Here is a 23690-nt window from a genome sequence, read left to right as displayed (position 1 = left end):
ATGAGCCCACTTAAAATCAAGGATCCCATAGGTCCACCCCCACGCCACACTTTATGGAATAAATACATGTCTTTACTTCTATTTTACTATCCTTGAATACTGCCTTTGAGTAATAAAATAGAATATACTATAGACTACAGCATATATTCCATACATTACAAAGGAACACATAAGTACCCTGGCATAGGAATTTTCTACTGATATCATATTTGAAAAGACCATTGTATCGGCGGATTTCATGGCAAATATACTATGTACAATGCCGACCAGCAAAGGCACCGCAAATACTGGTATCAATCTCTTTGCTATTACTATCTTCTCTGTCACTTCATTCATTCCAATCTTTCTAAGGATTCTATACTGATGTCTCTCTTCCTCTGCCGCCATAACCTGTTTAAAGTATAGTAGGCTAGCTGTCATCAGTATAAATACGACCCCCATAAAGAAACCTATAAAGCACACCAACCCAAAGATTTGTAAGGATTCATCATAAAGCCTATATGCGGTTCTAAAACTACCTACTTTGCCAGACAATATGTCAGTTAATTCTTTATTCAACTTTGGTGAACTCAAAGGCCTTTCATATTTAAATACCGTTACCTTGTCATAGAAATGATCTACACCATCTTTGTCGGTTATATCACCTTTTTCTAGAAGCTTATCAAAATCATTATCGCTGATAATAATCATATGAATTGCCCCAAAGGATAACATGTCTGACTTTATAGTCTGTGTAATAGTTAATTGTTTATCTGTATAATTAAGGCTCTGACCAATCATTGCATTCCCTATTCTATCAGCTAAAAAGGGATAGACATATATGGCCTCACCGGATTTAATCTTAGCAGGATTGTGATCACATCTAGTCAAGGACATAAGCTTGTTATACATTGATTCAGAATATACTCTAAAATAATCATCCTTAGTTATTTTAAAATATGAATCTTTAACCCGAGAAACCTCAATAGTTGATGGGCATGTATATCTCTGGGTAGTAAACTGTTCAATGACTTTATTGCCATGTCTTTCAAAGGCAGCCTCTACCTCCTCCAATACTTGTTCCTGCCCCCCATAGAAATACATATCATAGCCCAATTGCTCGTAGACATTGTTCTCGATATTATAATATAAAGTATATCCCGTGGCGATTGCCGTTGTAGCAACAGCTGATAAAACTGCTATCGTGGCCATGACAAGACCTATGGATCTCATCCTATGTGAAAATATGGAGATCGAGATTAGATTTACTCCTTTATAATAATTATTTTTGCTATTTTTCATGAGGCTCAGTACCTTAGGTAATCCCCCCCAAAAGAATAGATATGTTCCACTTATAACTAATATAAGTATGGGAATAGCCGATTTCACAACGGTCACCGGATTAGGCCTTGAAGCCAAATAATAGCCCGATCCAATCAGTAACAGTGATATAATAAGTGCTATGACTGAGCCCCTAGATTTTCCCTCTGACATCCTATGGGCCTTAAATAAATCTACCAGTTCAAATTTATTTATAACTATGAATCCTGACAATCCCATAATGGAAAATATCCCTATAAATATCATAGCTGTAATATAAGCTGCCCTAGGAGCAATAGTAAATTTTATATTGCCCGTAAAGGATGCTAGAGAAATATTCAATAGAATCATGGCTATAAGCTTTGACAGAAATATTCCTGCTGCTATACCTATTAGTAGGGCCATAATTCCCACTATCATAGTTTCAAGAAATAAAAGTCTTCCTATTCTACCATTTGTCATTCCTAAAAGTGAATATGTTGAGATTTCTTTCTTTCTAGCTCTAATAAAGCTCCTATTGGAGCTTATCAAAAAGAACATTACAAATACTATTATAATGATACCAAAGCTTTTAAGCATGGTTTTATATCTAAAATCATATGTGAACGCCATGGATACATATTCATTTTGCATCAAGGCAAAAAATGTATATGCAGTAAACACACTAAAGCTTAATGAGAAGAAATACATGACATATTTTTTTAGATTCCTTTTTATATTGGAGATAGCTAATGTGGTCAGCTTCATTTCTATTCACCTCCAATCACACTCATAACATCAATTATGGAGTCAAAAAATTCCTTCTTATTATTTCCCGAATACAACTCATTATATATCTCTCCATCACGTATGAACATTATTTTGTGACAATAGCTTGCGGCAAAAACATCGTGGGTTACCATAAGTATTGTAGTTTTGTATTCATTATTTATATAGGATAACAATCCAAGTAAATCCTTCCCAGATTTTGAATCTAAATTGCCCGTAGGTTCATCGGCTAATATGATTTTAGGACTTGTTATTAAAGCACGACACGCAGCGGCACGCTGTTGTTCTCCTCCCGATACTTCATAGGGGTATTTGTCCAATAGCTTATCAATTCCCACATTTTTGGTGATTTCCATTAGTTTTTCTTCCATGATTTTAGGTTCATGACCTGCCAATGCTAATGGCAGTATTATATTCTCCTTTAAGGTCATTGTCTCCAACAAATTATAGTCCTGAAAAATAAAACCTATATTCTCTATTCTATGCTTTGCAAGCTGCTTTTTATTGAAGGCCGTTATATCTCTATCTCCCATAAAAAACCTTCCCGTTGTGGGTTTATCAATACTTCCTAATATGTTAAGCAGCGTGGTTTTACCAGAACCAGATGGTCCCATTACACCGATGAACTGACCTTCCTCTACATCGAAGCTTATGTTATTTAAAGCCACATACCGCTTTGTGCTTTTTTTGCTTCCATATATTTTTCTAATATTTTCTACTTTTAGTACTTCCATTATGCTCCACCTCCATATTATTTATAAACAAATCATACTTTATAAATAATCCTAGGAAAATCGAATAGCCTTACATTTTGGCTGCTTCATCTTACATTTTCGTCATATGCTTTATATGCACTTTCATTATTGTTTGTCCAATTTATACATATGCTTAGTGGGTTCTTATCACACTATATACAGTGTCATTGTTTATGAAGGTAAGACTGAACTTAGCGTATTTCCCATACTTAGATTCCACAAGAAGCTCGTGCCCTAACATATCACTAAGTTTTTTTGAGAGATACATCCCATAACCCGTTGCCTTCATTCCATCTCTATCCTCCGATGAAGTATAACCTTTTTTAAATATTTGATTAATGTCTTTATCTAAAATCCCTTTACCACTGTTCTTTATCTGTATTGTGATTCTATTGCCACTTTTAATTGTATTGATTGATATATATCCATTAGTAGGCGTATATTTAACAGCATTTGAAAGTATCTGGGAAATGATATATCCACTCCATTTTTCATCGGTTAATACTCTATGATTATCCTCTGAAATAGATATATTTATCCTTTTATAGCTAAAAAAGCTTGAGTAGTTCTTAAGGGCGTCCCCAATCAATTTTTTGGTACATACCTCGGAAATTTTGTAATCATTATAGAGTGTATTAGCCTTAATATTATAGAAAACTCTTTGGGAGCAATGCTCTATAGCTGCTATTTCTGTATCCATCCTACGATAAAAAGCTTGCCCTATATCATCATGACTTTCTAAAATCAACCGCATAGCAGCTATGGGTACCTTTATATCATGTACCCATTTTGTAATAAACTCTAATTCCTCCGAGGACTTTGTATGTATATCCGATTTAAATTTTTCATATTCCTTAAATATATTATGAACGCTTTCCCCATATTCTCTATCCATAGGGTATACAAATAAATCCAAGGCTTCATTAGATAAGGCATCATTTCTACAATAGCTTTTAAAATTCTTTATCCTACACCTATAAATAATATAATCTATTGTACTAAATATAATCAGTAATAGAAAAAATCCTATAATAGCATATGTTGCATTTGACTTTGACATAGTAAACTTTCTGTCTAATTTATATACTGTAGAAGTGAATGTAACACTAGCTACAATAAAAGTATATATTAACCATTTTTCCTTTAGATAATTAATAATGCTCATATGAGTTTATACCCCTCACCCTTTATAGTCTCTATATAATCATCGCATCCTAATTCCCTTAACTTCCTACGCAACCGATTAATGTTTACAGTTAAAGTATTATCATCCACAAAGCTTTCATCATCCCACAGCGCTTTAATTAAACGAGGTCGAGTTATAATTTTATTGGAGTTTCTAATGAGAAGAGATAGTATCTTGCATTCATTATGGGTTAGTCTGATTTCTTCTTCTCTACAAAATACCCGCGAATCCTCTATGTTCAATAAAATATCCCTATGCCCAATTACATTTAACGTCTGGTCGCTATATGAATATGCTCTGCGTAATATCGCCTGTATTTTTACTATCAGCATATCTAGCGAAAATGGTTTTTCTATATAATCGTCTCCACCTTGAGTTATGCCACGTATCTTATCACCCTCTGTATCCCTTGATGATATGAAAATAATAGGAATCTTTGATATCTGCCTTATCCTAGCACACCAAAAAAAACCATCATAGTATGGTAGGTTTATATCCATTAATACGAGATGGGGCTGGAAGGCTGTATATTCTGCGATGACATTATTAAAATCTGAAATTACCAATGTATCGTATCCCCATTTATTTAATTTATCCCCCATGATTGAGGATATAGTATCATCATCCTCAACAATTAATATCCTATACATAATTATCACTCCTTGCTATTATTATATCAGAGTATCCAGGAATAAAAGCAACCTTACATTTTTGTTAGGCACATAAAAACAAGTTGGCTCATAAGGTAATTCCGATTATTTTAAAGGGACGAGTAAGATGGGCAGCTTATTTTTTAAATGTAACTTAGGTCAAGGAATGGCAAAACCAGGGCCTCACATTGAAAAATCATGAGTCAGCCCTGGCTTTAATTTTTCTTTTCTACTAATGTAACCCTATAATCATCTAAAAACTTAACAATATCATAGGGATTAAACCAAGTATAGCCCTTTGAAAATTCTCCCCTCCTAAAGCCTATCTGCACATGTAAATGGGGTGGGAATTTCCCCTTCGTACCCGGAGGTCCATACCCGGTATCACCAATGTACCCTATTATATCTCCAGCTCTTACCTTTTTACCCTTTACCATACCCTCAGCGTATCTATCCATATGAGCATAGTAAAAATACGTTCCTTTACTTGTAGTAATACCTATTCTTTGTCCACCATACTCAAGCCACCCTATTCTAGTTATTTCTCCATCTGTCATGGAAACTATGGGCGTACCCAAATCCGCAATCAGATCATTTCCTTCATGGGTCCTATCTCCACCATAGCTTCTAGCTGCTCCAAAATCATCCTCGGATATATAACAATATTCTTCAGTATCCTTCATTTCCCATTTATTTTTATTTTCATTCCATATATATATTTCTTTTTTATTAGGTATTGGCCCAACCCTAAGATCATCAAATACCTTTGCATAAATATCATAGAGGGCTTTTTGAGGTTTAGTCATTTCTTCATTTTTTTTAGCTAATTTCACTGCATTTCTTAATACTTTATCTGTATATGCTTCCACTGCAAAATCAGCTTCATTAGCTGAGTAAGTTAATAGCTTTGGAAAGGATATCCCCTCGCTATTTGCTTTAGTATATGCTTTTTTCAAATATTCATTGGGGATATACAAATCTTTTTGTGTTCTGATCTCATATACATCTGAAGGTTTTTGTTCAGATATATTTAGAATAAACATTATTAGCATGGGTATAAGAAGAATTAACAAAGATACTATAATGCCCTTAAAGCTAATAAATCTTCTTTTTCTTTTTTTTATCAATCTGCTTCTTATTCTAGCTTTAAGTAAATATTTTGTTCTACTTTTCATCTTGTCCCCCTTTTCCTATATTAAATTTTATATGCATAAAGTGGTAAAGAAAGAACAAGGATTTTTATCTTCACCTCTAGCTTTTTCATATAGATTCCAGCCAGAACTTTAATTTATACATACAAAAATACATTAGGGGGTCCTATTCATCTAAGATCAAAAATACAACTCTTAAATACTCAAGAACTTCTAATACGTAATTCCCTCAAAGGCTTCAAAAATCTCATTGAAATTGTTCAATTCCAATACTCCTTCAAAATCTTCATCCCTTAATTTATACTCACTTAAAACAAAAACGTAATTATCAAAATAATAGTATTCTAAATCAAAATATGGTGTAGTATCTATTTCCTCAAAGGGTTTTTTAATTATTTTTTTATAGTATACTCTAAAATCAATGTAGTATTTCTCTTTATTATAAAGCTTCTCCTTCAACGCCCTTAGGAATAACTCTTGCTGATCCTGAACATATTCCTTCTTCATTCTTTGTACATTATTCAGCTGCCTTATTACTGGAGCAATACTTCCACTTATTGTATTGATAAGGAGAATTTCTTCGGGTTCAAGACTCCTTTTGGTTTTAAATACCACTATGTATCCTAAAATATTATCCTGTGTGTCAAAGCCAATATTACTTATGGCTAAGGGCGAAATAACCAAACAATTGCTGTCTCCCACATCTACACATAGTTCTTTATTAAAGTATTTATTATTATGGACTGAAGAGAACTCATAGGTTATACCATTATTATCTATGGACTCCCATATATCATTTTTATATATTGTATCGATGGTTGTATGAAATCCAAGGGTATCTACTATGCAATAATCTGCATTATTTTTAAGAATAATACAGCCCTTTTCAATACCAAATCCTATGTTTAACGTTCGCATAAGCCGCTTAGAAAGTCCTTCTATATTTGAGGTTGAATTTATGTTTTTTATAATCTTGCTAAGTTTATGTAAAATATTATATTTCTTTTCAATAAGAACTTTTTGCTCATTGGTTTTCTTAAATAAATTAGCATTGTTTATTGCTATGTATATAATTGAAGCCAAGCTCTTAATAAGATCGAACATTAATTCATTGTATTCTCTATCATTAACTGGTTTACTGATTGTAATAAAACCATGTATTTTATCTTGAACTATTAAAATAATGTACTCCGTATCCAACTCCTCAAAAGCCTTCCAGTTTTTAAATATTTTTTTGATTTCCTCTTTATCCTCATGATAGTTCAAAATTATTTTATTACCCTTATATTCTCTATCTATTAATTCAAACTCTGAATAATATTTTGTGAAGCTAAAGATGTCTCTATAACTTCTTAAAATAATTTTCCCCTTTATCCCATCATACAACCCAAATGTAGTAATTTTGCTACAAGCAACCTCTCCAATGATATCCGTACATAATGAATATATGGATTCAATATCCAACTCTGATAACAAGGTTTTAGTAGTTTGGTATATAAAAAAAAGATTATATATCTGTGTATCCAGTTTTTTATTGTTTTCCTTTAATTCCTTAGCATACTGTCTATTTTCTAAGGATTTATTTATCAATCTCATTAAAGCCGTTGCAATCTCAAAATCATTATTATCTAGTTCTCCAATAACCTTTCCATCTGAAATAATAAAACCTAATGTCATATCCCTAACAATCAAAGGAATAATTAACTTAGGTTTAAACATCTCTATGTCTTTATCATCTAAAAAAGCAGAAAAATTAGAATTAATTATATTACCATGGAATCTTGCTATATTTTCAAGCTTATCCGAAGCATATATACCATAGCTTTTCAGTCCATAGTTCTTTGATTTATGTAAAACAAACTCATGGTTTTTCCTTAGAAATATAGCCGTGGAATTTAAAGTTAATATTTCATTGGTAAAATCAAAGGCGTGTTTTTCAATCTGGTATGTAGTAAATCCTTGGGAAAAAAAATCTATTGCATAAAGTAATATCTTGTGTCTATATAGCTTACATGTATTGTCATTATTGTACATCAATTCCCCTCCAAGTGGTCCCGTCACTATACTAGATAACCAATATAAAATTCATTTACTAAAGTCTGTTTTTATTTAGTCCTCATCAAAAAAGAGATCTCTGCCATTTATATAAAATGTACCCTTGACTAATGAATCTATCCTTTTTGTAACTCTTTTAAGCTCTAAGTATGTTTTAGGATAAGCCCCTGTGGCTATTGAAACCTGTCCTTCACCTTTAGATTTCAGTATTTCTTGAAGCTTAATTCTTTCCTCATCCAGCTGTGCAATTCCTTCAATTAATTTATCATACTTTTCAAGCTGCTTATTATAGTCTTGTACTAAACTTTCATCTTCATTTACCATAAAGTTTAGATCATAGATATCCAAATCGGCCTTTAACTCCTCTGCACGAATTAATAGCTTCCTATATTTCTGTAAAACCTCTTCATACTCCTTTTTAATTAATATTCTATCGAATCCATCTACGTTAACCTTTGTTTTTTTTTCAAATTTATTACCAATGGTTCCTGTTATGATTTGACTTCCAGCACATACATTTCCGCCAATCAATCTCCCATTTTTTTGATCCATCAATATTTTCTCTGCCTTTAGATCACTATCTATGGAATAATATCCAATATCTATTTTCCCACCAGCAGTTATTTTAGTTTCATTACAATATTTTATATAAACATCCTTTTTAGCTTCAATTTCTGTAATTAATTTTCCATTGACTCCTCCTTTAATAAAAATACTACCTTCAGTAGATTGAATTTTACCTGTAGCCCCTATACCCATTTTACTATGTATAGAAATATCATATTTAGCCTTGATTGAAAAACCATCCTTTACAGTACCATTAACGGTTACAAATCCATCAAAATCAATATTCCCACTGGAATAATCAACATCTTCATTTATAGTCAAGTGGTTTTCTACACATATTTTTCCATTATTAAAGGTAACAGCCCCATCCACCAAAGCTTTCAAAAAGAATTTTCCATCCTTGCCATACATTCCAACTGTTTTCCTATCATATCTTAAGGGCTTGTCCTTCCCCCGTTTTGCAGGTAAAGTCTTACCCGTAACCGTTATTCCATCCTTGCCTTCAGTTGGTGGTATTTTTTCTCCTAGCCAGTCATTTTTATAAACAACGTCGATTAAATTTAATTCATAATAATTAGTACTTCCATCCTTTCTAATCTGTGGCTTTCTCTCAGACATTTCATAATATTTTACTACTGCATCATCACCGTTGGTCGGCAATACTCCATTAGCCACCACAAACTCTTCACATGCCACTATGTCATTATTAATTGCATGGGATATTATCCCTTCTGTGATGCCTTCCTTCTTTAACTCCATAAGAATATCCGTAGTAATATTCTTGCTGTTCTCAAAAATATATTCCTTAGTATGGTTTACTCTAACCTTGCATTTCATCTCATCCTCAGATAAGATTACTTCTACCTCAGGTCTAAATTTACCTATTTTAATTTCATCATTATTGGCATCCTCTAAAGCCTTTTTTAGTCCTAAAAAATTAGTTAAACTCCCCCGTGGAATTTCTTCTAAGACTCCATTAAAATTTTTCATGTCAAATCCGGGTTTACTAACTTTGATGTAGACTTCATTATTATATTCAAGTAAATTAAAAAAATCATTGCTATATAAGTTGTTATACAAAATCATCTGTCCCACCTAACTTTTCAATCATATTCAAAATTATTATATACTTTTTTAAAATAAGGATATGTCAAATCTTGTCGAACGTTTTAAGCCTAATTATATAATTCTATATGCTTAGTATCTATTAAATTCTTTATTTAAAATAAAACCCATTTCAAATGAAATACAAATACCTACATTACATATATCGTCATATTTACAATAATTATTAATCTAAAAAACACCTGAAACAACTAATCCTATATGGGTTTTAAGAATTTATCATATAGGGGTTTTAGTATAACTTAATTTATACTATGAAAATCCTATATAGGAATTTTAGTATAGACTTTAACTTATACATGCCCAAAATGCCCAGAACCATCGCATATTTGTCCATGTATAAATTAAGTTATACTATGAAAATCCTATATATATGATAAAATCAATATATAAAAATTAGCTACTGAAGTGGGAATTAGGAGGATATCTATATGAATTTTGTAGCAATAGATTTTGAAACAGCTAATTCTAGAAGGTCTAGTGCCTGTGCAATGGGAATAGCCGTTGTTAAAGATGGTGAAATAATCGAAAAAAAATCCTGGTTAATACGTCCTAAGGAGCTTAGGTTTGATAGAATCAATGTTTATATTCATGGAATAACAAAGGAAGATGTTAAGAATGAACCTGAATTCAATGAGCTTTGGGACTCTATAAAAACCTATCTAGAAAATCAGATTGTTGTTGCCCATAATGCTAGTTTCGACATGAGTGTCCTCAGACATATTCTAAATGAATATGACATCCCTTATCCAAGCTTTGACTACCTATGCACCGTCGCTGTTTCAAAAGCCACATGGCAGGAACAGGTTAACAACAAGCTCGATACCCTGGCTAATATGCTCAATATCACCTTCAAACATCACGATGCGTGTCATGATGCTGTTGCATGTGCAAAGGTCTTATTAGCAGCTTTGAAGTCAACTAAGTCGAATTCCGTTGAGGATTTATGTATTAATACTAAAATTAAGCTAGGTAAGATTTATGAAAGAGGATATGAACCATGTAAGCAGCATAGGCATAGTACAAATATCAAGAAAGTAAAACCGATTGACCAAAAGCCCTTAAAAGCATGGGATAAAAACCACCTATTTTATCATAAAAAAGTCATATTTACGGGCCCTTTGCGATCCATGACCCGCTCTGAGGCCAATAAAAAAGTGGAAAGCCTTGGAGGATTTAGCGGATATGGTGTTACAAAGGATACAAGTTATCTCGTGGTAGGTATCAAGGATTATAAAACACTAAAATTCCATGAATTAACTACTAAATTGAGAAAGGCTTATTCCTATATTGAACAAGGAATTAATATTGAAATAATCCCCGAGGAAGATTTCTTAAGAATGTTATAATTTTTTTCAGTGTCATCTCCTCATGTCATAATAGATAAATCAAATACAAAAAACCTTTATGCTTCTTATTATTAAGCACAAAGGTTTTCTATTAACATTAAATATGATTACTTATAAGATATATAATTATAAACCTATTTCTAGAAAAACAGGACAATGGTCACTGCCCATTATATGGGAATGAATCTGTGCGTCCTTTAATAAGCCCCTTAGTGCTTGGGATACAATAAAATAATCGATCCTCCATCCAGAATTCCTTTCCCTTGCTTTCCTCATATATGACCACCATGAGTAAACTTCTTCCTTGTCGGGATAGAAATGTCTAAAGGTATCAATAAATCCTTCTTCCAATAGCTCTGTGATCTTCCCTCTCTCTTCAATTGTGAACCCAGCATTTTTAGTATTAGTTTTTGGATTTTTTAAATCTATCTCTTTATGGGCTACATTTAAATCCCCACATAAAATAACGGGTTTTACAGAATCTAAATCCTTAAGTTGGCTTCTAAAGGCATCCTCCCATAACACCCTATAGTCAAGTCTTGCCAATCCCCTTTGAGAATTAGGCGTATAGACATTAACTAAATGGAATTTGTCAAATTCAAGGGTTATAACCCTTCCTTCTTGATCATGTTCTTCAATTCCTAAACCATATTTAACGGATAAGGGCTTCTTTTTTGTAAATACTGCTGTACCTGAATACCCTTTTTTAACAGCATAATTCCAATATTGTTCATATCCTTCTAAGTCTAGATCAATCTGCCCCTCTTGTAATTTAGTTTCCTGAACACAGAATATATCTGCATTAACCTCTTTAAAATATTCTAAAAATCCTTTCTTAACACAAGCTCTAAGCCCATTAACATTCCAAGAGACTAGTTTCATATTATTACCTCCATATGTATTATCAATAGTATAATTGTACCATCCAAGGGAACACCTTACCACATTAATCTAAGAATCCATCAATATTTTAACCCAATATACTATAATTCCCTTAGAAATTCTGAAATCCTTTCTAAACCATCTTCAATAATCCTAGGAGTATTGGCAAAGCCTATCCTTAAATAGCCTTCCATGTCTAGTGCCTTACCGGGCAATAACATAACACTCTTTTCCTTAAGTAACCTTAAACAAAATTCCTCGGAAGACATATCAATATCATATTTTAGAAATGCTGTTGTTCCAGCTCTTGGTTTTACATATGTCATTAGTGGCTCATTGGCTATCCATCTATCTAGGGTCCTAAGATTCCTTCTAACTATTTCAAGATTTCTTTTTACGATTGCTTCCTTGTTTTCTATTGCAATAGCCGCCAATCTATCGTCGATCATTCCACAGCTAATAATATGATAGTCTCTTTGCTTATTTATTCCTTTAATAAAGTCCTTTGGCCCAGCTGCCCAACCAATTCTTAGCCCCGCCAATGAAAAGGTCTTGGACATACTACCAGTACTAATACCCTTTTCATATAAATCTGCAATTGAAGCAGTGAAGCTCTCCCCCTCATGGTTCAGCCCCCTATAAACCTCATCACTAAGAACATAGGCGTCACATGTTTTAGCAATTTCTACTATTTCCATTAAAAATTCCTTATCCATCAATGCTCCCGTTGGATTATTGGGATTATTGATGCAAATAAGTTTTGTTCTATCATTAACATAGGATCTCAGTTCATCTAAATCGGGCAAAAAATTATTTTCAGGTCTTAACTCTAATATCTTTACATCGGCACCTATTGATTCTGGAATAGAATAATGCTGCTGATAGGTTGGAAGAACTGAAATCACTCTGTCCCCAGGTTCAACTAATGTCATAATAGAAAGTGCATTTGCTCCAATTGCACCGTGGGTAATTGTTATATTTTCAATATCCATATTTTCATATAACCCAGTAATTCCCCTTCTTAACCTATCAGAACCTTCTATGGCTCCATAGGTAAGCTTCATGTTTAGGATTTCATCAATAATTTCCTTTTTATCATCTGTATAATTTAAGAGTTGTTCAACGGTTAAGGATTCAACACAGGTCTCCGCCAAGTTGTAATCGCAGTCATTTTCATATAATCCCATCCAAATTTCAACACCAAAATCTTTGATCTTCATAACAATTTTCCTCCACTTTTTTATAAATCTACCTCTACCCCTAATCCCCTTTTATTGGCAATATCTAAAACCAGCTTTGAGGTTAACAGGTCTTGAAGTGCAATGCCCGTTGTGTCATAAACAGTTATGTCATCTTTACTTATTCTGCCCTGTTTTTTTTCTATGATTACATCTCCAATTTCAGCTATAATATTTTCTTTTTTAATTATTCCCTTTTGAATTGGAATTTCTGTTTCTCCTACTTCTACGGCTTGGTTAATATCATCAACATATACTCTTGCACTACCAAAAATATTTTCATCTATTTCCTGCTTCCCTTCCATATCGGCACCTACACAGCTGAAATGTGTTCCTTTTTTCACCCATTCCTTCATTATCAAAGGCTTTCTAGAAGGAGTTGCAGTGATAATTACATCACTTACACCTACAGCTTCTTTAATATCCGATACGACTTCAAACCCTATATCAAATTTTTCATTTATTTTCTTGTATATTTCTGTACCTTTTTCATACTTAGATAAGAATTTATCCATTAAGGTGGATTTAATTGATCTACTTAATTTTTCGGCATTTTCATAGTTAATAGGATCATATATTCTTACTGTCTTAATGTTATCCATAGCAATTAGTACAGCCGCAATTTGAAATGTAGATATGTGCCCTGCTCCAACCATCAATAGGTTTTCCGAATCCTTTCTTGCCAAATATTTTGCTCCTATCGCTCCAGCAGCCCCGGTTCTCATTCCCGTAATATATTCTGCATTTAACAATCCTAATGGCATACCTGTTTTAGCATCAAATACCATAGTACTCCCAATCAATGCAGGCAAATCCTTTTTAGGATTTTCACCGAACCAACTAACTAACTTCAACCCAAAAATATCTGCCCCCTTAAGATATCCCGACTTAATATCCATATCAGCTACGCCTCTTTCAAATTCATGGAACACCATTGGAAAAAGCTCTGTACTTCCTTCTGATTTCAATGTGTAAACCCTTTCAACAATTTCAATAACTTCTTTCATATCCAAAATTTCTTCAATAACATCATGATTTAGAACCTTGATTTTAAACATTTTTTTCCTCCTCTTTTATTAGATGATAACCCTCAATGGATTCCCATTAACTTTTAATATAAATATTCAATTATTCTAGACCCATTCCCTTTGTAATAAACTATAATCTAACAGTATATTTTTGTGATTTCATAAAGAATATATGAAGATCATGAAACTTATATGTACTAATATGATAAGTTAACTTTTGCTAATAATTTTATGTATCTTTATGGCTATAGAAAGCTGTTCATAGAAGCCCCCATCTAAATCCTCCATATTTAATATTTCTTTCATTTTATTAATTCTATATCTAATAGTATTATCATGCTGAAATAATTCCTGGGAAGTTTTTTTAACATTACCATCATTCTCAATATATTTTATTGCAGTGGTTAAAATTTGAGTGTTATACTTTTCATCATAGCTTTTCAGTGGCTTAATTATTTCTTCATGGAAGTCTTTTATCCATACTTTATCTATAAATGGCATTACTATTTTATAGATACCAATATCCTTATAAAATGACTTCTTCTCTCCAGAAATCTCACTTACCTTTACCGCATACATACTTTCATTAATGCCCCTATCTAGTTCATTTAGATTAACATGACTGTTACTTATTCCAATAGTGTATTTGTCATTATCTATCCCTATATTATCCATTAAACCGTAGAGTTTATTTATCACAGTATTATATTCTATATTTTCAAAGCTAAAAATTATAAGGATACCACTTCTGTATTTAAAAACTGATTGATAAATACTTTTTGTTTTATTTCTTTTTAGTCCCTCTATTAGCCTAATAATATTTTCATTATTAATATACTTTTTTTCTTTACAATAAGCCACAATGAAGTTTTCTTTAAAGGAAGTATTTATCTCAAAGGCCAATTCCCTTACCATTGATTTACTTATACCATTTTTTATGATTATATCAATTTTAGTCTCAAGAAGCTCGTAATCATCCTTATTTCTAATAGCATCCATAATATCAGTTATTATGTCTTCGAAATATACGCTATTCCCAAAGATAAATACAGGGAAGGATCTTTCATTGGCATATTCAATTACTTGGATGGGTAATTCACTATAAAATATGCTTTTAATTGCTAAACCACTAACTCCTGCTTTAATCAACTTTTCAATGGATTGTATTAATAAATTAACATCATTTCTTGCAACAGTAAAACTGGTCAGTACAAAATCACCTTCCCCAAACTTGCCTTCTATTTCATCTATTATTTCATAATCCAATATACCAACCTTCTCTATCCCCTTATCAAGACCCCATTCACCGGCTACGAGCCTAAAATTCATTAAATTGTTTAACTTAAGAGCTTCTTTTATAGTTATAGACATAGAACCATCCCCCTTGAATTCAACTTTAAGTATAAAGCAATTATTTATATTTGTTTTTGAAACTTCTTTATGAATGTCACATATACCTTCTTACTTTTGGATTTAGACAAAAAAATCGAGAACATTCTAATAATAAATGTTCTCGATCTTCATTGTAAATTTAAAAGACCTCTTAGTTATTTAGTTTTCCTTAGAATTATCAATGACGAATTTTTTAATCATTAAATCCCGTCCATGCATATCAAATTCCTTTTCAGGATGGTTTTCATAGGGAAAACTATTTTGATATGCAATATATATTTCATTATTTTGCATATAAATTTCCACATTACCCAGTGTTCGTTTTTCATCCTCAGCCTTAATACTTTTAACTAGTATTTCAGCCTTTCCATCTTCAAATCTAGCTAATCCCATTTGTGGCATATATGATTCATCTACTGTATAATCATATGCCATATATGGAGTCCCCTTTTGAATAGCTAAATAGACATTTTGTAATCCATCTATATCCTCTAAATATCCTATCTCATTCCAAAGCTTACCATCATACTTCATCACAACAGCTCTCATATTACTTTCATCGGAATCATTACTTTCTTCCACATAGGCTATATATGGAATATGGTCTTCGAAGAACAATGAAATTTTATTATAGGAATTTTGTACATTATTCAAATTTGCCCCTAAATCTTCCCAATCAGTACCATTAAATCGTTTCACTGCTATTTTCCCTCGTTTATCCTTAGCATCCATATCTCCAGAGTAGGGCACAGAATAGACAATGTATGGTATTCCATTATCTACAACTAAACTATGGGTATCACATTCTTCTGTAGAAACGTTTTTGTTACCAACTTTTTGCCATTTATTTTCACTAAACATCCTAACCGTTAGTTCCTTTGTTTCGTGGTCATATTCATCTATATATGGTATACCATCATATACGTACAATGAATGATTAAACTCTTTAGTTATCCACTCTTTACCTAAAGCTTCCCATTTATCACTATTATATTTCATTACCTTTAATACAGTCTCCTGGTTATGCCATACACTATAGGATACATATAAATTACCTTTATCCACAAATAAACTTATAGATTCTACGGGCTCCTTTTCAAAATCAAAGTTTCCAATTGTTTCCCATTGCTCATCAGTATATTTCATTACCTTAGGTAAATATCCATGACCTTCGGTATATGAAGAAAAAGCAATATATGTATCTCCGTCATACATATATAAAGGTGAAAAATCACCGACTTCTTCAGATATATTATAGGTTTTAGCATTTATTGATTTATGAATATCCTTACTATTCTTAATTTCTTTGATATTGTTAATTGCCTTTTTATCATTTGGAAAGACACCTGCTGATGATGATAGTACTAATAATAGTACTACCACTACGGAAATAGTCATGGTTGCAACTATGCCTTTTTTCTTTTTCTCTTTATTCATAATGGTTTTTAACCTCCTTTTAAGCTCCTTTTTTTCTCCATAAAAATAATGTCCAAATATGGTTTCTGTATCCTTTGCATAACTTATTTCGTTAATTATAAATCTACCATAGCTTTCCTTTACCTTCTTACATTGATTAAATACTACTTGTTCATCGCAAGAAGCCTCACATTCCGTAGATATATATCTACACATAATATGTACAACTGGATTGTACCAGTGGATTGCACTTACTATAAATAGGATTAGCTTATAGTACACATCTTTTCTTTTATAATGTGTAAGTTCATGTTTGAAAATAAACCTTAGTTCTTCCGATGTATATTCTTTCTTTGATATAAATAATGTGGGCTTTAAAAATCCTATAATTAATGGACTTGATATTAGGCTGCATCTTTTCAAAGATATATTACTGCTTATGTCCATGTCCGCCTTCAATTGATTGAATATATGAATAATATTATTGTCTTTTATATCTACACTCCAGCTTCTAAGCTTTTTTAGAAACAATATGTATTTGAAAATACTATACAATATATACAAACCTGCTATCAATGGCCATACAATAATTAGCAATCCAGGGTCCATGACTTTTTTTTCTTTTATTGGCTTCCATCTATCAGCCTTTATCATTTGCTTTGTTTCCCCATCATATTGATGCATTTTGTGGGTTGAATCATCTGCACTATTATCTATATCCTTTGGTTTTACAATATTTTGCTGTTGTATACTCTCTTTATGTATATCTTCTTGGGATAATTGTTCCTCTAGTACCCTTTGGGGTTTTATAAAAATCTTATCCATCTTAAGATTTATAGGCATAACTAAGGCTATGATGATTGGTATCCACATGTAATACCTAAACTTTGCACTATATTTTTTTATATGAATATTTGACAAAAGCAAAAGGGATATTATTATAGCCGTCATTCCTATTGATATATCAAAATATTTCCAAAATATCCTTATTAATATTTCCAACTATCTAATCCTCCTTAACTTGCTCTGAAAACCAATCTGCTATGTCTTCTATATCCTTCTGGCTTATACTTTTATGCTTATACAAAGTTGTTACTAAATTAGGTAAGGAATTTCCAAACAGTTTACCTATGAAATGTTCTGCCTCAAAGTGTAAATATTTATGTTCTTCAACTAATGGAAAATATACCTTCTCTTTTCCTATCTTCTCGGCACAAAGAAATTCCTTTTTTATTAATCTATTTAAAAGAGTCTGTACCGTGGATATATTTAAATCCTTCTTTCTCCTTTCATTTAAAATCTCTCTTACCCTCCCCGTTGATATAGGCGGCTTTTCTCCCCATATAACCTGCATAATTTCAAGCTCAGAGTCTGGCAATTTCTTCATATTATTATTTACGACAAACACCTCCTACTAATGTAGTATGTTTTAATACTACGTTAGTAGGAGGTGTTTGTCAATACTATAAATCTTTATTTTTTTGAATGATACTTAACCATTCTGATATTGTGCCTTTACCATTGATGCGAAAATTTCTTGTCTTTCTTTTAATTCCGAAGGTGTACCGGTTTCTGCCACGGAGCCATCCTTAATAACAACAATTTTATCGGCCCCGGAAACTGTTCTCATACGATGAGCAATAATTAAAACCGTTTTGTTTTTTATAAGCTCACTAAGGGCACCTTGGATTTTACTCTCATTTTCTGTATCAAGGGATGCCGTAGCTTCGTCTAGTAAAATAATCGGAGCATCCTTTAGCATTGCTCTAGCTATTGATATACGTTGTCTTTCTCCTCCCGATAATCGCTCCCCATTCTCACCAATCAAAGTATCGTATCCTTCTGGAAGTTTTTTTATAAACTCATGGCACCTGGCAAGCTTTGATGCCTTTATTACTTCTTCATCGGTGGCATCTTTTTTCCCAAGACGTATATTATCCATAACGCTTGAATTAAAAAGTGTAACATCCTGAAAAACTATTGAATAATTATTTAAAAGAGTTTCAGGATCAACTAGAGAGATATCCTCTCCACCCAAGGTAATATGTCCCTTGTCTATATCCCAAAATCGTGCAGCCAGCTTTGCTAGGGTACTCTTACCTCCACCTGAAGGCCCCACCAATGCTGTTACCTCTCCTTGTCTTGCAGTAAAGCTTACGTTACTTAATGTTTGCACGCCGTCTCCATAGGAAAAATCCACATTCTTAAATTCGATATCGTAATTTTTAGGATAAAACTCAGATTTTCCCTCTTGCCTTGGCATTTCATCCATCTCTTTCATACGTTGAATACGTACATTTAGATAGATAAGAGCCGCAAAATGCTCCATTATATTCATTATAGGGTTATAAATACGTGCAGCCACTATAAGAAAAGCAATGTAAGTAAAAATATTTATTGAACCCGCTGATAAAAGATATGCTCCAAACAATATAACACTTGGAAGCCCAAGCTTTAATAATACGTGGGACAGATTAACAAACGCACCTATCAAAAGCTCTCCTTTAATCAAATCTCTTTCATAATTATCTAACTTTGAGTTTAAAGTATTTGAAAAAGTTTCTTCTCTATTATAGGATTTTATCTCATGGGCTGAGTCAAGTCCTTCTTGAATTTTATCTGAAATATCCCTTTTTATTTTATAAAGCTTTTCATGGGTGCTGTTTTGAAACTTCTTCGATAGATAAAATACTAAAGCTGCAACTGGAACTACCCAAAATACAGCAAGGGATAGTTTCCAATTATAAAAGAACATCATTATTCCCATAATAAAAATAGTTAATCCCGATGCATATATCTGAGGAACGGAATGGGAAAAAAGCATCTCTATCTGTGTAGCATCTTCCATTATTGTTGAACTCAAATCAGCAATATCCTTTTTACCAAAGAAAGCTAAAGGCAGTTTTCTAAGTGTTTCCGCCAGACTAATCCGTCTTCGGGCACTTTCTTCATAAATTTTGGTATAAGTAGCGTTGTATTGAAAATAAGTAATGGCAAACATTACTATAAAAACCACTATGGACATAATAGCATAGTAGAGGATGCTATTTTTTTGATTGCTTGGAGAGTTCAAAAGTACCCCCATATATTCATCTAGAAATTTAAAGCTGAGGACTACAGGAACCATAAAGCTTATTTCCATTATTACAGTCCAAACAATGGATTTCAAAAAGTCTTTTACACCTTTTTCGGACATAGCATATTTATTTTGAAAATATCTAATCATTTTGTCCTCCTCCTTTTTCTCCATTATCCTTAGAGATTATTTTCCATGCTACGGATTTTTGGTATTCATCCCACATTTTTTTATATATACCACCTTTATTGATTAGTTCATCATGGGTTCCTGTTTCCGCAATTTTTCCTTCTTGTATAACCAAGATTTTATCCACATTTTTTATACTCGTGAGACGATGGGCAATCATTAAAGTAGTTTTATCACGACTAAGCTCTTTAAGGGCACTTTGGATTAAATGCTCGTTTTCCGGATCTGCAAAGGCAGTGGCTTCGTCTAAAAGTACTATGGGGGCATCCTTTACAATTGCCCTGGCAAGTGCAATCCTTTGCTGTTCTCCCCCTGAAAGATATGTTCCTTTAGAACCTATTATGGTATCAATGCCATCCTGTAGATTTTCTATTATATCCCTTGACTGAGATAAATCAATTGCCTTATCTACTCCTTCTTCTACCACATTTTCTTTACCAAAAACTATATTTTCCCTTAATGAGCCCTTAAATAGCTTTGTACTTTGAAAGACAAAAGAGATATTGTCCATCAGTTCCTTCTTTGGAATATCTTTGACATTTATTCCTCCCACTAATACTTCTCCTTCATCTACATCCCAAAAACGGGCCGCCAACCTAGCAATAGTAGTTTTTCCTCCCCCAGAAGCTCCAACAAGTGCAATAGTTTCACCCTCGTTTAATTTGAAGCTGATTTTATCTATAGCACGTTTATCACTTCCTTCATAGGAAAAAACTACATCCTTGAATTCTAGGCTGTGATCTTTAATATTCTTAGCTTCTTCTATATGACTCATCTTTGGATAAGCTAAAAGATTATCTAATCTGTCAATAGCTTGCCCTGCAATCAAAATATTTTGCTGAAAATGCATGGATTTCATCAAAAGCGTAGTAAATATAGGAGATATAAGAATGTAAAAAATGAAATCTGCCAACACAAGGGGAAGATTTTCTCCTCTTCCTATTAAAAAGATAGCCATGGGAATTAGAAAGAATGCCGCCGATTGCATAATCGTAGTGAAAAAAGACATGGGTCTTCTCCAAAGAAGAGTATATGCATGAACCATCTCTTTATATCTAATTATACTGTCATAAAATCGTTTAAAGGAAAATATACTTTGTCCAAAGGTCTTTACAACCGGGATTCCCCTGATATATTCCACGGATTCAGAACTCATCTCTTCTAAAGAATCATAATATTTTCTTTGAAATTCTTTACCTAAAGTGGTTGACATAAACTTCATTGTTATAAAACCCAAGAGAATTGGAACAAGGGAAGCAGTACCCATTCTCCAGTCTACAGTGAAGATCAAAATTATAAGAATAATAGGTGAAACAATGCTCCCCGCCATATCCGGGAGCTGATGGGCTAAAAATCCGTGGGTCGTTCCTGCACCATCGTTTACTATTTTTCTTATTTTCCCACTTGAATAATTATCAAAAAAACCAAGTGGCATAGATATAATTTTTTCCATACCAACTTTTTGCATTCCTACCTCTACTCGAAATGCCGCAAGATGTGAACTCAAAAGCCCACAGAAATACACTACTATTCCTCCTACTGCACTTGCAAAGGCAAGCCACGCATAAAAACTGACATTCGACACATCGATTGATTGGGGAGACAATAATATATCCCGTACTATATACCACACAAGAACAAAGGGCAAAATATTTAAAACCGCTGAAATTCCTGTCAATACTAGTGCTAAGGGCAAAAGTGCTTTTTTCTTGCCCATATAGGGGGTAAATCTTTTTAAAATAGACGTTTTTTTATTTTCGGTCATAATCTTCATCCTCCTAAATCTAAAATATTTTAAATATCTTAATTTTATATTTTAATAAGAAATTTAAATTCTCTGTGATTAGTTCTTCAAAACTACATCTACAATAGAAATACATCCACTTAAAAGTTAGATTAATCTAACTTTTATGCAAAAAAAATATAACTTCAAGTATTTCTAGCCATATTTTTTGTAATAAATAAGTTAATCAACATCTATTATAACCCTAAATCCGTATTATTTCAACTAAAAATTTATTTTATATTCTAATTTATATATTTTTTTATAAATATGGTAAATATTTATAAAATGATACTTCACAGAAAAAATCAAAGGTATAAATGAATTGATTAATATTTATTTAATAGTTCAACCATTAAATCTTCATCTATATTCCCACCTGAAATGACTAATGCCACATTTTTACCTTTAATTCTGTGTTTTTCCTGCATAATAGCAGCAATACAAATGGCACTAGAGGGCTCAGCTATAATCTTTTCTTTTTTAATTGTATGTGCAACGGCCTTTTCAATAGATGATTCCTTAACCTCAATAATTTCATCTATACAATCCTTTGACATTTGATATGCTAATTCTCCAATACCACCGACCAATGCCTCACAAATAGATGGTTTTGTTGGATAAGCATCATAAAAAATATTATCTTTTATAGCTTTAATCATAGCTGGACAAGCTTCTGTTTGTACTCCAACAATTTTAACTAAAGGATTAATTTTCTTTGCAGCAACACTTATTCCTGTTATCAATCCTCCACCACCTATAGGTACCAGTATGGTATCAATGTCTGGATTTTGGTCAAATATTTCGATAGCTACCGTTCCCTGACCTGCATATACAATAGGATCATTGTAATATGCATCTATATAAGTCATATTATAATTCTTTATATGTTCCATTCCATATTCATGTACTTCATCATAATTTTCACCGACAATCTTAACATTTCCCCCATAGTATCTTATTTTTTCTATTTTACTCTGTGGAGTAGCCTTAGATACAAATATCATTACATTATCTATTCCCATTAACCTAGAGGCATAACTAACTGCGGCTCCATGGTTACCGGAGGATATTGCCACAACCCCTCTTTTCTTTTCTTCCTCTGTAAGTGTAGTCAATTTACTTAAAGCACCTCTAATTTTAAAGCTTTTAACAGGTTGAAGACACTCTAGCTTTAAATAATAATTTATATTTTCATTACTTAAATAAATTGATTTATCTAAGGGGGTCTTATAAATTCTATCCTTTATTCTTTCATATGCATTTACCACATCAATATGACTAAACATAGAAAACTTCCTTTCATCGTAAATTTCTTCAAGCCAAAATCTTAAAAAATTTTATATTCTTGTAACAAATAGCGAGACATACCACCAAATATGCTATATCTTAAATATTCAATTTTTACCAATCTATTTCCTTTATGATAAACTACAAAGTTTTCAGTATTTTTTTGTATTTTACTAAAACCTCTTTAAAAATTCATACAATTTATTTTAATGGATAAAAACAATTATTCCTAATTCAAAAAGTTAAATATAAGCATAATTTATTTATACTTCAACATATTGAAATTTTTATATTATTAAACATTTTTATCCTTTTGTCCGATAATTGTGTTGATAGAGGAAATTGCATAACTCTTACTTGGCTAAACCTAATATGCGAATATCATCCTTGATTTAATTGCTTAAGATATAAGCATATTTGATGGTATGGCTTTGAAGAATTTTAGACTACATATGGCAGATAGTTTTTGCAGAAGGTAATTATGCAATTTG

At 32.3% G+C, this 23690-nt stretch carries 17 protein-coding genes; 1 reads left to right on the top strand and 16 read right to left on the bottom strand.

The genetic code is table 11. The features are described 5' to 3' along the window. Positions 1-78: 78 nt before the first annotated feature. From N4A68_01685 to N4A68_01655, 7 genes are all read right to left on the bottom strand, one after another. A complete protein-coding gene (locus N4A68_01685) occupies positions 79-2046 on the bottom strand; it encodes an ABC transporter permease (GenBank protein MCT4563031.1) in 1968 nt (655 codons plus the stop codon). A gap of 2 nt (positions 2047-2048) precedes the next feature. Then, the gene (locus N4A68_01680) at positions 2049-2801 is read right to left on the bottom strand and encodes an ABC transporter ATP-binding protein (protein ID MCT4563030.1); all 753 of its coding nucleotides are present in this window, start codon (positions 2799-2801) and stop codon (positions 2049-2051) included. 154 nt (positions 2802-2955) lie between these two features. Further along, complete coding sequence (locus N4A68_01675; protein ID MCT4563029.1) at positions 2956-3987, bottom strand: sensor histidine kinase; 1032 nt, start codon at positions 3985-3987, stop codon at positions 2956-2958. Next, positions 3984-4658 carry a response regulator transcription factor gene (locus tag N4A68_01670; protein MCT4563028.1) on the bottom strand — a complete coding sequence of 225 codons (675 nt, stop codon included), beginning with the start codon at positions 4656-4658 and terminating at the stop codon, positions 3984-3986. Before N4A68_01670 ends, N4A68_01675 begins: the two co-directional genes overlap by 4 nt. Positions 4659-4873: 215 nt before the next feature. Then, a complete protein-coding gene (locus N4A68_01665) occupies positions 4874-5833 on the bottom strand; it encodes a M23 family metallopeptidase (protein ID MCT4563027.1) in 960 nt (319 codons plus the stop codon). 189 nt (positions 5834-6022) lie between these two features. Beyond that, positions 6023-7843, bottom strand: coding sequence for a hypothetical protein (locus tag N4A68_01660; protein ID MCT4563026.1), 1821 nt, complete (start codon positions 7841-7843; stop codon positions 6023-6025). Between the two features lie 75 nt (positions 7844-7918). After that, on the bottom strand, positions 7919-9517 hold the full coding sequence (locus N4A68_01655; GenBank protein MCT4563025.1) for a FapA family protein: 1599 nt from the start codon (positions 9515-9517) through the stop codon (positions 7919-7921). Positions 9518-9987: 470 nt separating this feature from the next. On the opposite strand from N4A68_01655, the gene N4A68_01650 reads away from it, so the two are divergent. Next, the gene (locus N4A68_01650; protein ID MCT4563024.1) at positions 9988-10905 is read left to right on the top strand and encodes an exonuclease domain-containing protein; all 918 of its coding nucleotides are present in this window, start codon (positions 9988-9990) and stop codon (positions 10903-10905) included. 126 nt (positions 10906-11031) lie between these two features. Here N4A68_01650 and N4A68_01645 read toward each other — a convergent pair whose 3' ends face one another. From N4A68_01645 to N4A68_01605, 9 genes are all read right to left on the bottom strand, one after another. Further along, complete coding sequence (locus N4A68_01645) at positions 11032-11787, bottom strand: exodeoxyribonuclease III (GenBank protein ID MCT4563023.1); 756 nt, start codon at positions 11785-11787, stop codon at positions 11032-11034. Positions 11788-11888: 101 nt separating this feature from the next. Continuing rightward, positions 11889-13007: an aminotransferase gene (locus tag N4A68_01640; protein MCT4563022.1), complete on the bottom strand. Its 1119-nt coding sequence runs from the start codon at positions 13005-13007 to the stop codon at positions 11889-11891. A 20-nt stretch (positions 13008-13027) separates the two neighbouring features. Next, the gene (locus tag N4A68_01635; GenBank protein MCT4563021.1) at positions 13028-14083 is read right to left on the bottom strand and encodes an ornithine cyclodeaminase family protein; all 1056 of its coding nucleotides are present in this window, start codon (positions 14081-14083) and stop codon (positions 13028-13030) included. Between the two features lie 180 nt (positions 14084-14263). Then, on the bottom strand, positions 14264-15424 hold the full coding sequence (locus tag N4A68_01630; protein ID MCT4563020.1) for a PucR family transcriptional regulator: 1161 nt from the start codon (positions 15422-15424) through the stop codon (positions 14264-14266). Between the two features lie 180 nt (positions 15425-15604). Continuing rightward, the gene (locus tag N4A68_01625) at positions 15605-17863 is read right to left on the bottom strand and encodes a M56 family metallopeptidase (GenBank protein ID MCT4563019.1); all 2259 of its coding nucleotides are present in this window, start codon (positions 17861-17863) and stop codon (positions 15605-15607) included. A 4-nt stretch (positions 17864-17867) separates the two neighbouring features. Beyond that, positions 17868-18269: a BlaI/MecI/CopY family transcriptional regulator gene (locus N4A68_01620; protein ID MCT4563018.1), complete on the bottom strand. Its 402-nt coding sequence runs from the start codon at positions 18267-18269 to the stop codon at positions 17868-17870. An 84-nt stretch (positions 18270-18353) separates the two neighbouring features. Beyond that, positions 18354-20087 (bottom strand): ABC transporter ATP-binding protein/permease, encoded by a 1734-nt coding sequence (locus tag N4A68_01615; GenBank protein MCT4563017.1) that lies wholly within the window; start codon positions 20085-20087, stop codon positions 18354-18356. Beyond that, complete coding sequence (locus tag N4A68_01610) at positions 20080-21891, bottom strand: ABC transporter ATP-binding protein/permease (GenBank protein MCT4563016.1); 1812 nt, start codon at positions 21889-21891, stop codon at positions 20080-20082. The genes N4A68_01615 and N4A68_01610 overlap by 8 nt, the downstream gene beginning before the upstream one ends. A gap of 347 nt (positions 21892-22238) precedes the next feature. Beyond that, on the bottom strand, positions 22239-23198 hold the full coding sequence (locus tag N4A68_01605; GenBank protein ID MCT4563015.1) for a threonine/serine dehydratase: 960 nt from the start codon (positions 23196-23198) through the stop codon (positions 22239-22241). Between the last annotated feature and the right edge of the window lie 492 nt (positions 23199-23690).

Source organism: Maledivibacter sp. (genome assembly GCA_025210375.1).
Lineage (GTDB): Bacteria > Bacillota > Clostridia > Peptostreptococcales > Caminicellaceae > JAOASB01.
This window is presented reverse-complemented; position numbering and strand designations above follow the sequence as displayed.

Excerpts from the sequence above, each read along its gene's own strand:
- N4A68_01635 (MCT4563021.1), bottom strand. The coding sequence starts at position 14,083 with ATGTTTAAAATCAAGGTTCTAAATCATGATGTTATTGAAGAAATTTTG.
- N4A68_01670 (MCT4563028.1), bottom strand. The coding sequence starts at position 4,658 with ATGTATAGGATATTAATTGTTGAGGATGATGATACTATATCCTCAATC.
- N4A68_01650 (MCT4563024.1), top strand. The coding sequence starts at position 9,988 with ATGAATTTTGTAGCAATAGATTTTGAAACAGCTAATTCTAGAAGGTCT.
- N4A68_01640 (MCT4563022.1), bottom strand. The coding sequence starts at position 13,007 with ATGAAGATCAAAGATTTTGGTGTTGAAATTTGGATGGGATTATATGAA.
- N4A68_01655 (MCT4563025.1), bottom strand. The coding sequence starts at position 9,517 with ATGATTTTGTATAACAACTTATATAGCAATGATTTTTTTAATTTACTT.
- N4A68_01685 (MCT4563031.1), bottom strand. The coding sequence starts at position 2,046 with ATGAAGCTGACCACATTAGCTATCTCCAATATAAAAAGGAATCTAAAA.
- N4A68_01645 (MCT4563023.1), bottom strand. The coding sequence starts at position 11,787 with ATGAAACTAGTCTCTTGGAATGTTAATGGGCTTAGAGCTTGTGTTAAG.
- N4A68_01680 (MCT4563030.1), bottom strand. The coding sequence starts at position 2,801 with ATGGAAGTACTAAAAGTAGAAAATATTAGAAAAATATATGGAAGCAAA.
- N4A68_01675 (MCT4563029.1), bottom strand. The coding sequence starts at position 3,987 with ATGAGCATTATTAATTATCTAAAGGAAAAATGGTTAATATATACTTTT.
- N4A68_01630 (MCT4563020.1), bottom strand. The coding sequence starts at position 15,424 with ATGTCTATAACTATAAAAGAAGCTCTTAAGTTAAACAATTTAATGAAT.
- N4A68_01610 (MCT4563016.1), bottom strand. The coding sequence starts at position 21,891 with ATGACCGAAAATAAAAAAACGTCTATTTTAAAAAGATTTACCCCCTAT.
- N4A68_01660 (MCT4563026.1), bottom strand. The coding sequence starts at position 7,843 with ATGTACAATAATGACAATACATGTAAGCTATATAGACACAAGATATTA.
- N4A68_01615 (MCT4563017.1), bottom strand. The coding sequence starts at position 20,087 with ATGATTAGATATTTTCAAAATAAATATGCTATGTCCGAAAAAGGTGTA.
- N4A68_01605 (MCT4563015.1), bottom strand. The coding sequence starts at position 23,198 with ATGTTTAGTCATATTGATGTGGTAAATGCATATGAAAGAATAAAGGAT.
- N4A68_01665 (MCT4563027.1), bottom strand. The coding sequence starts at position 5,833 with ATGAAAAGTAGAACAAAATATTTACTTAAAGCTAGAATAAGAAGCAGA.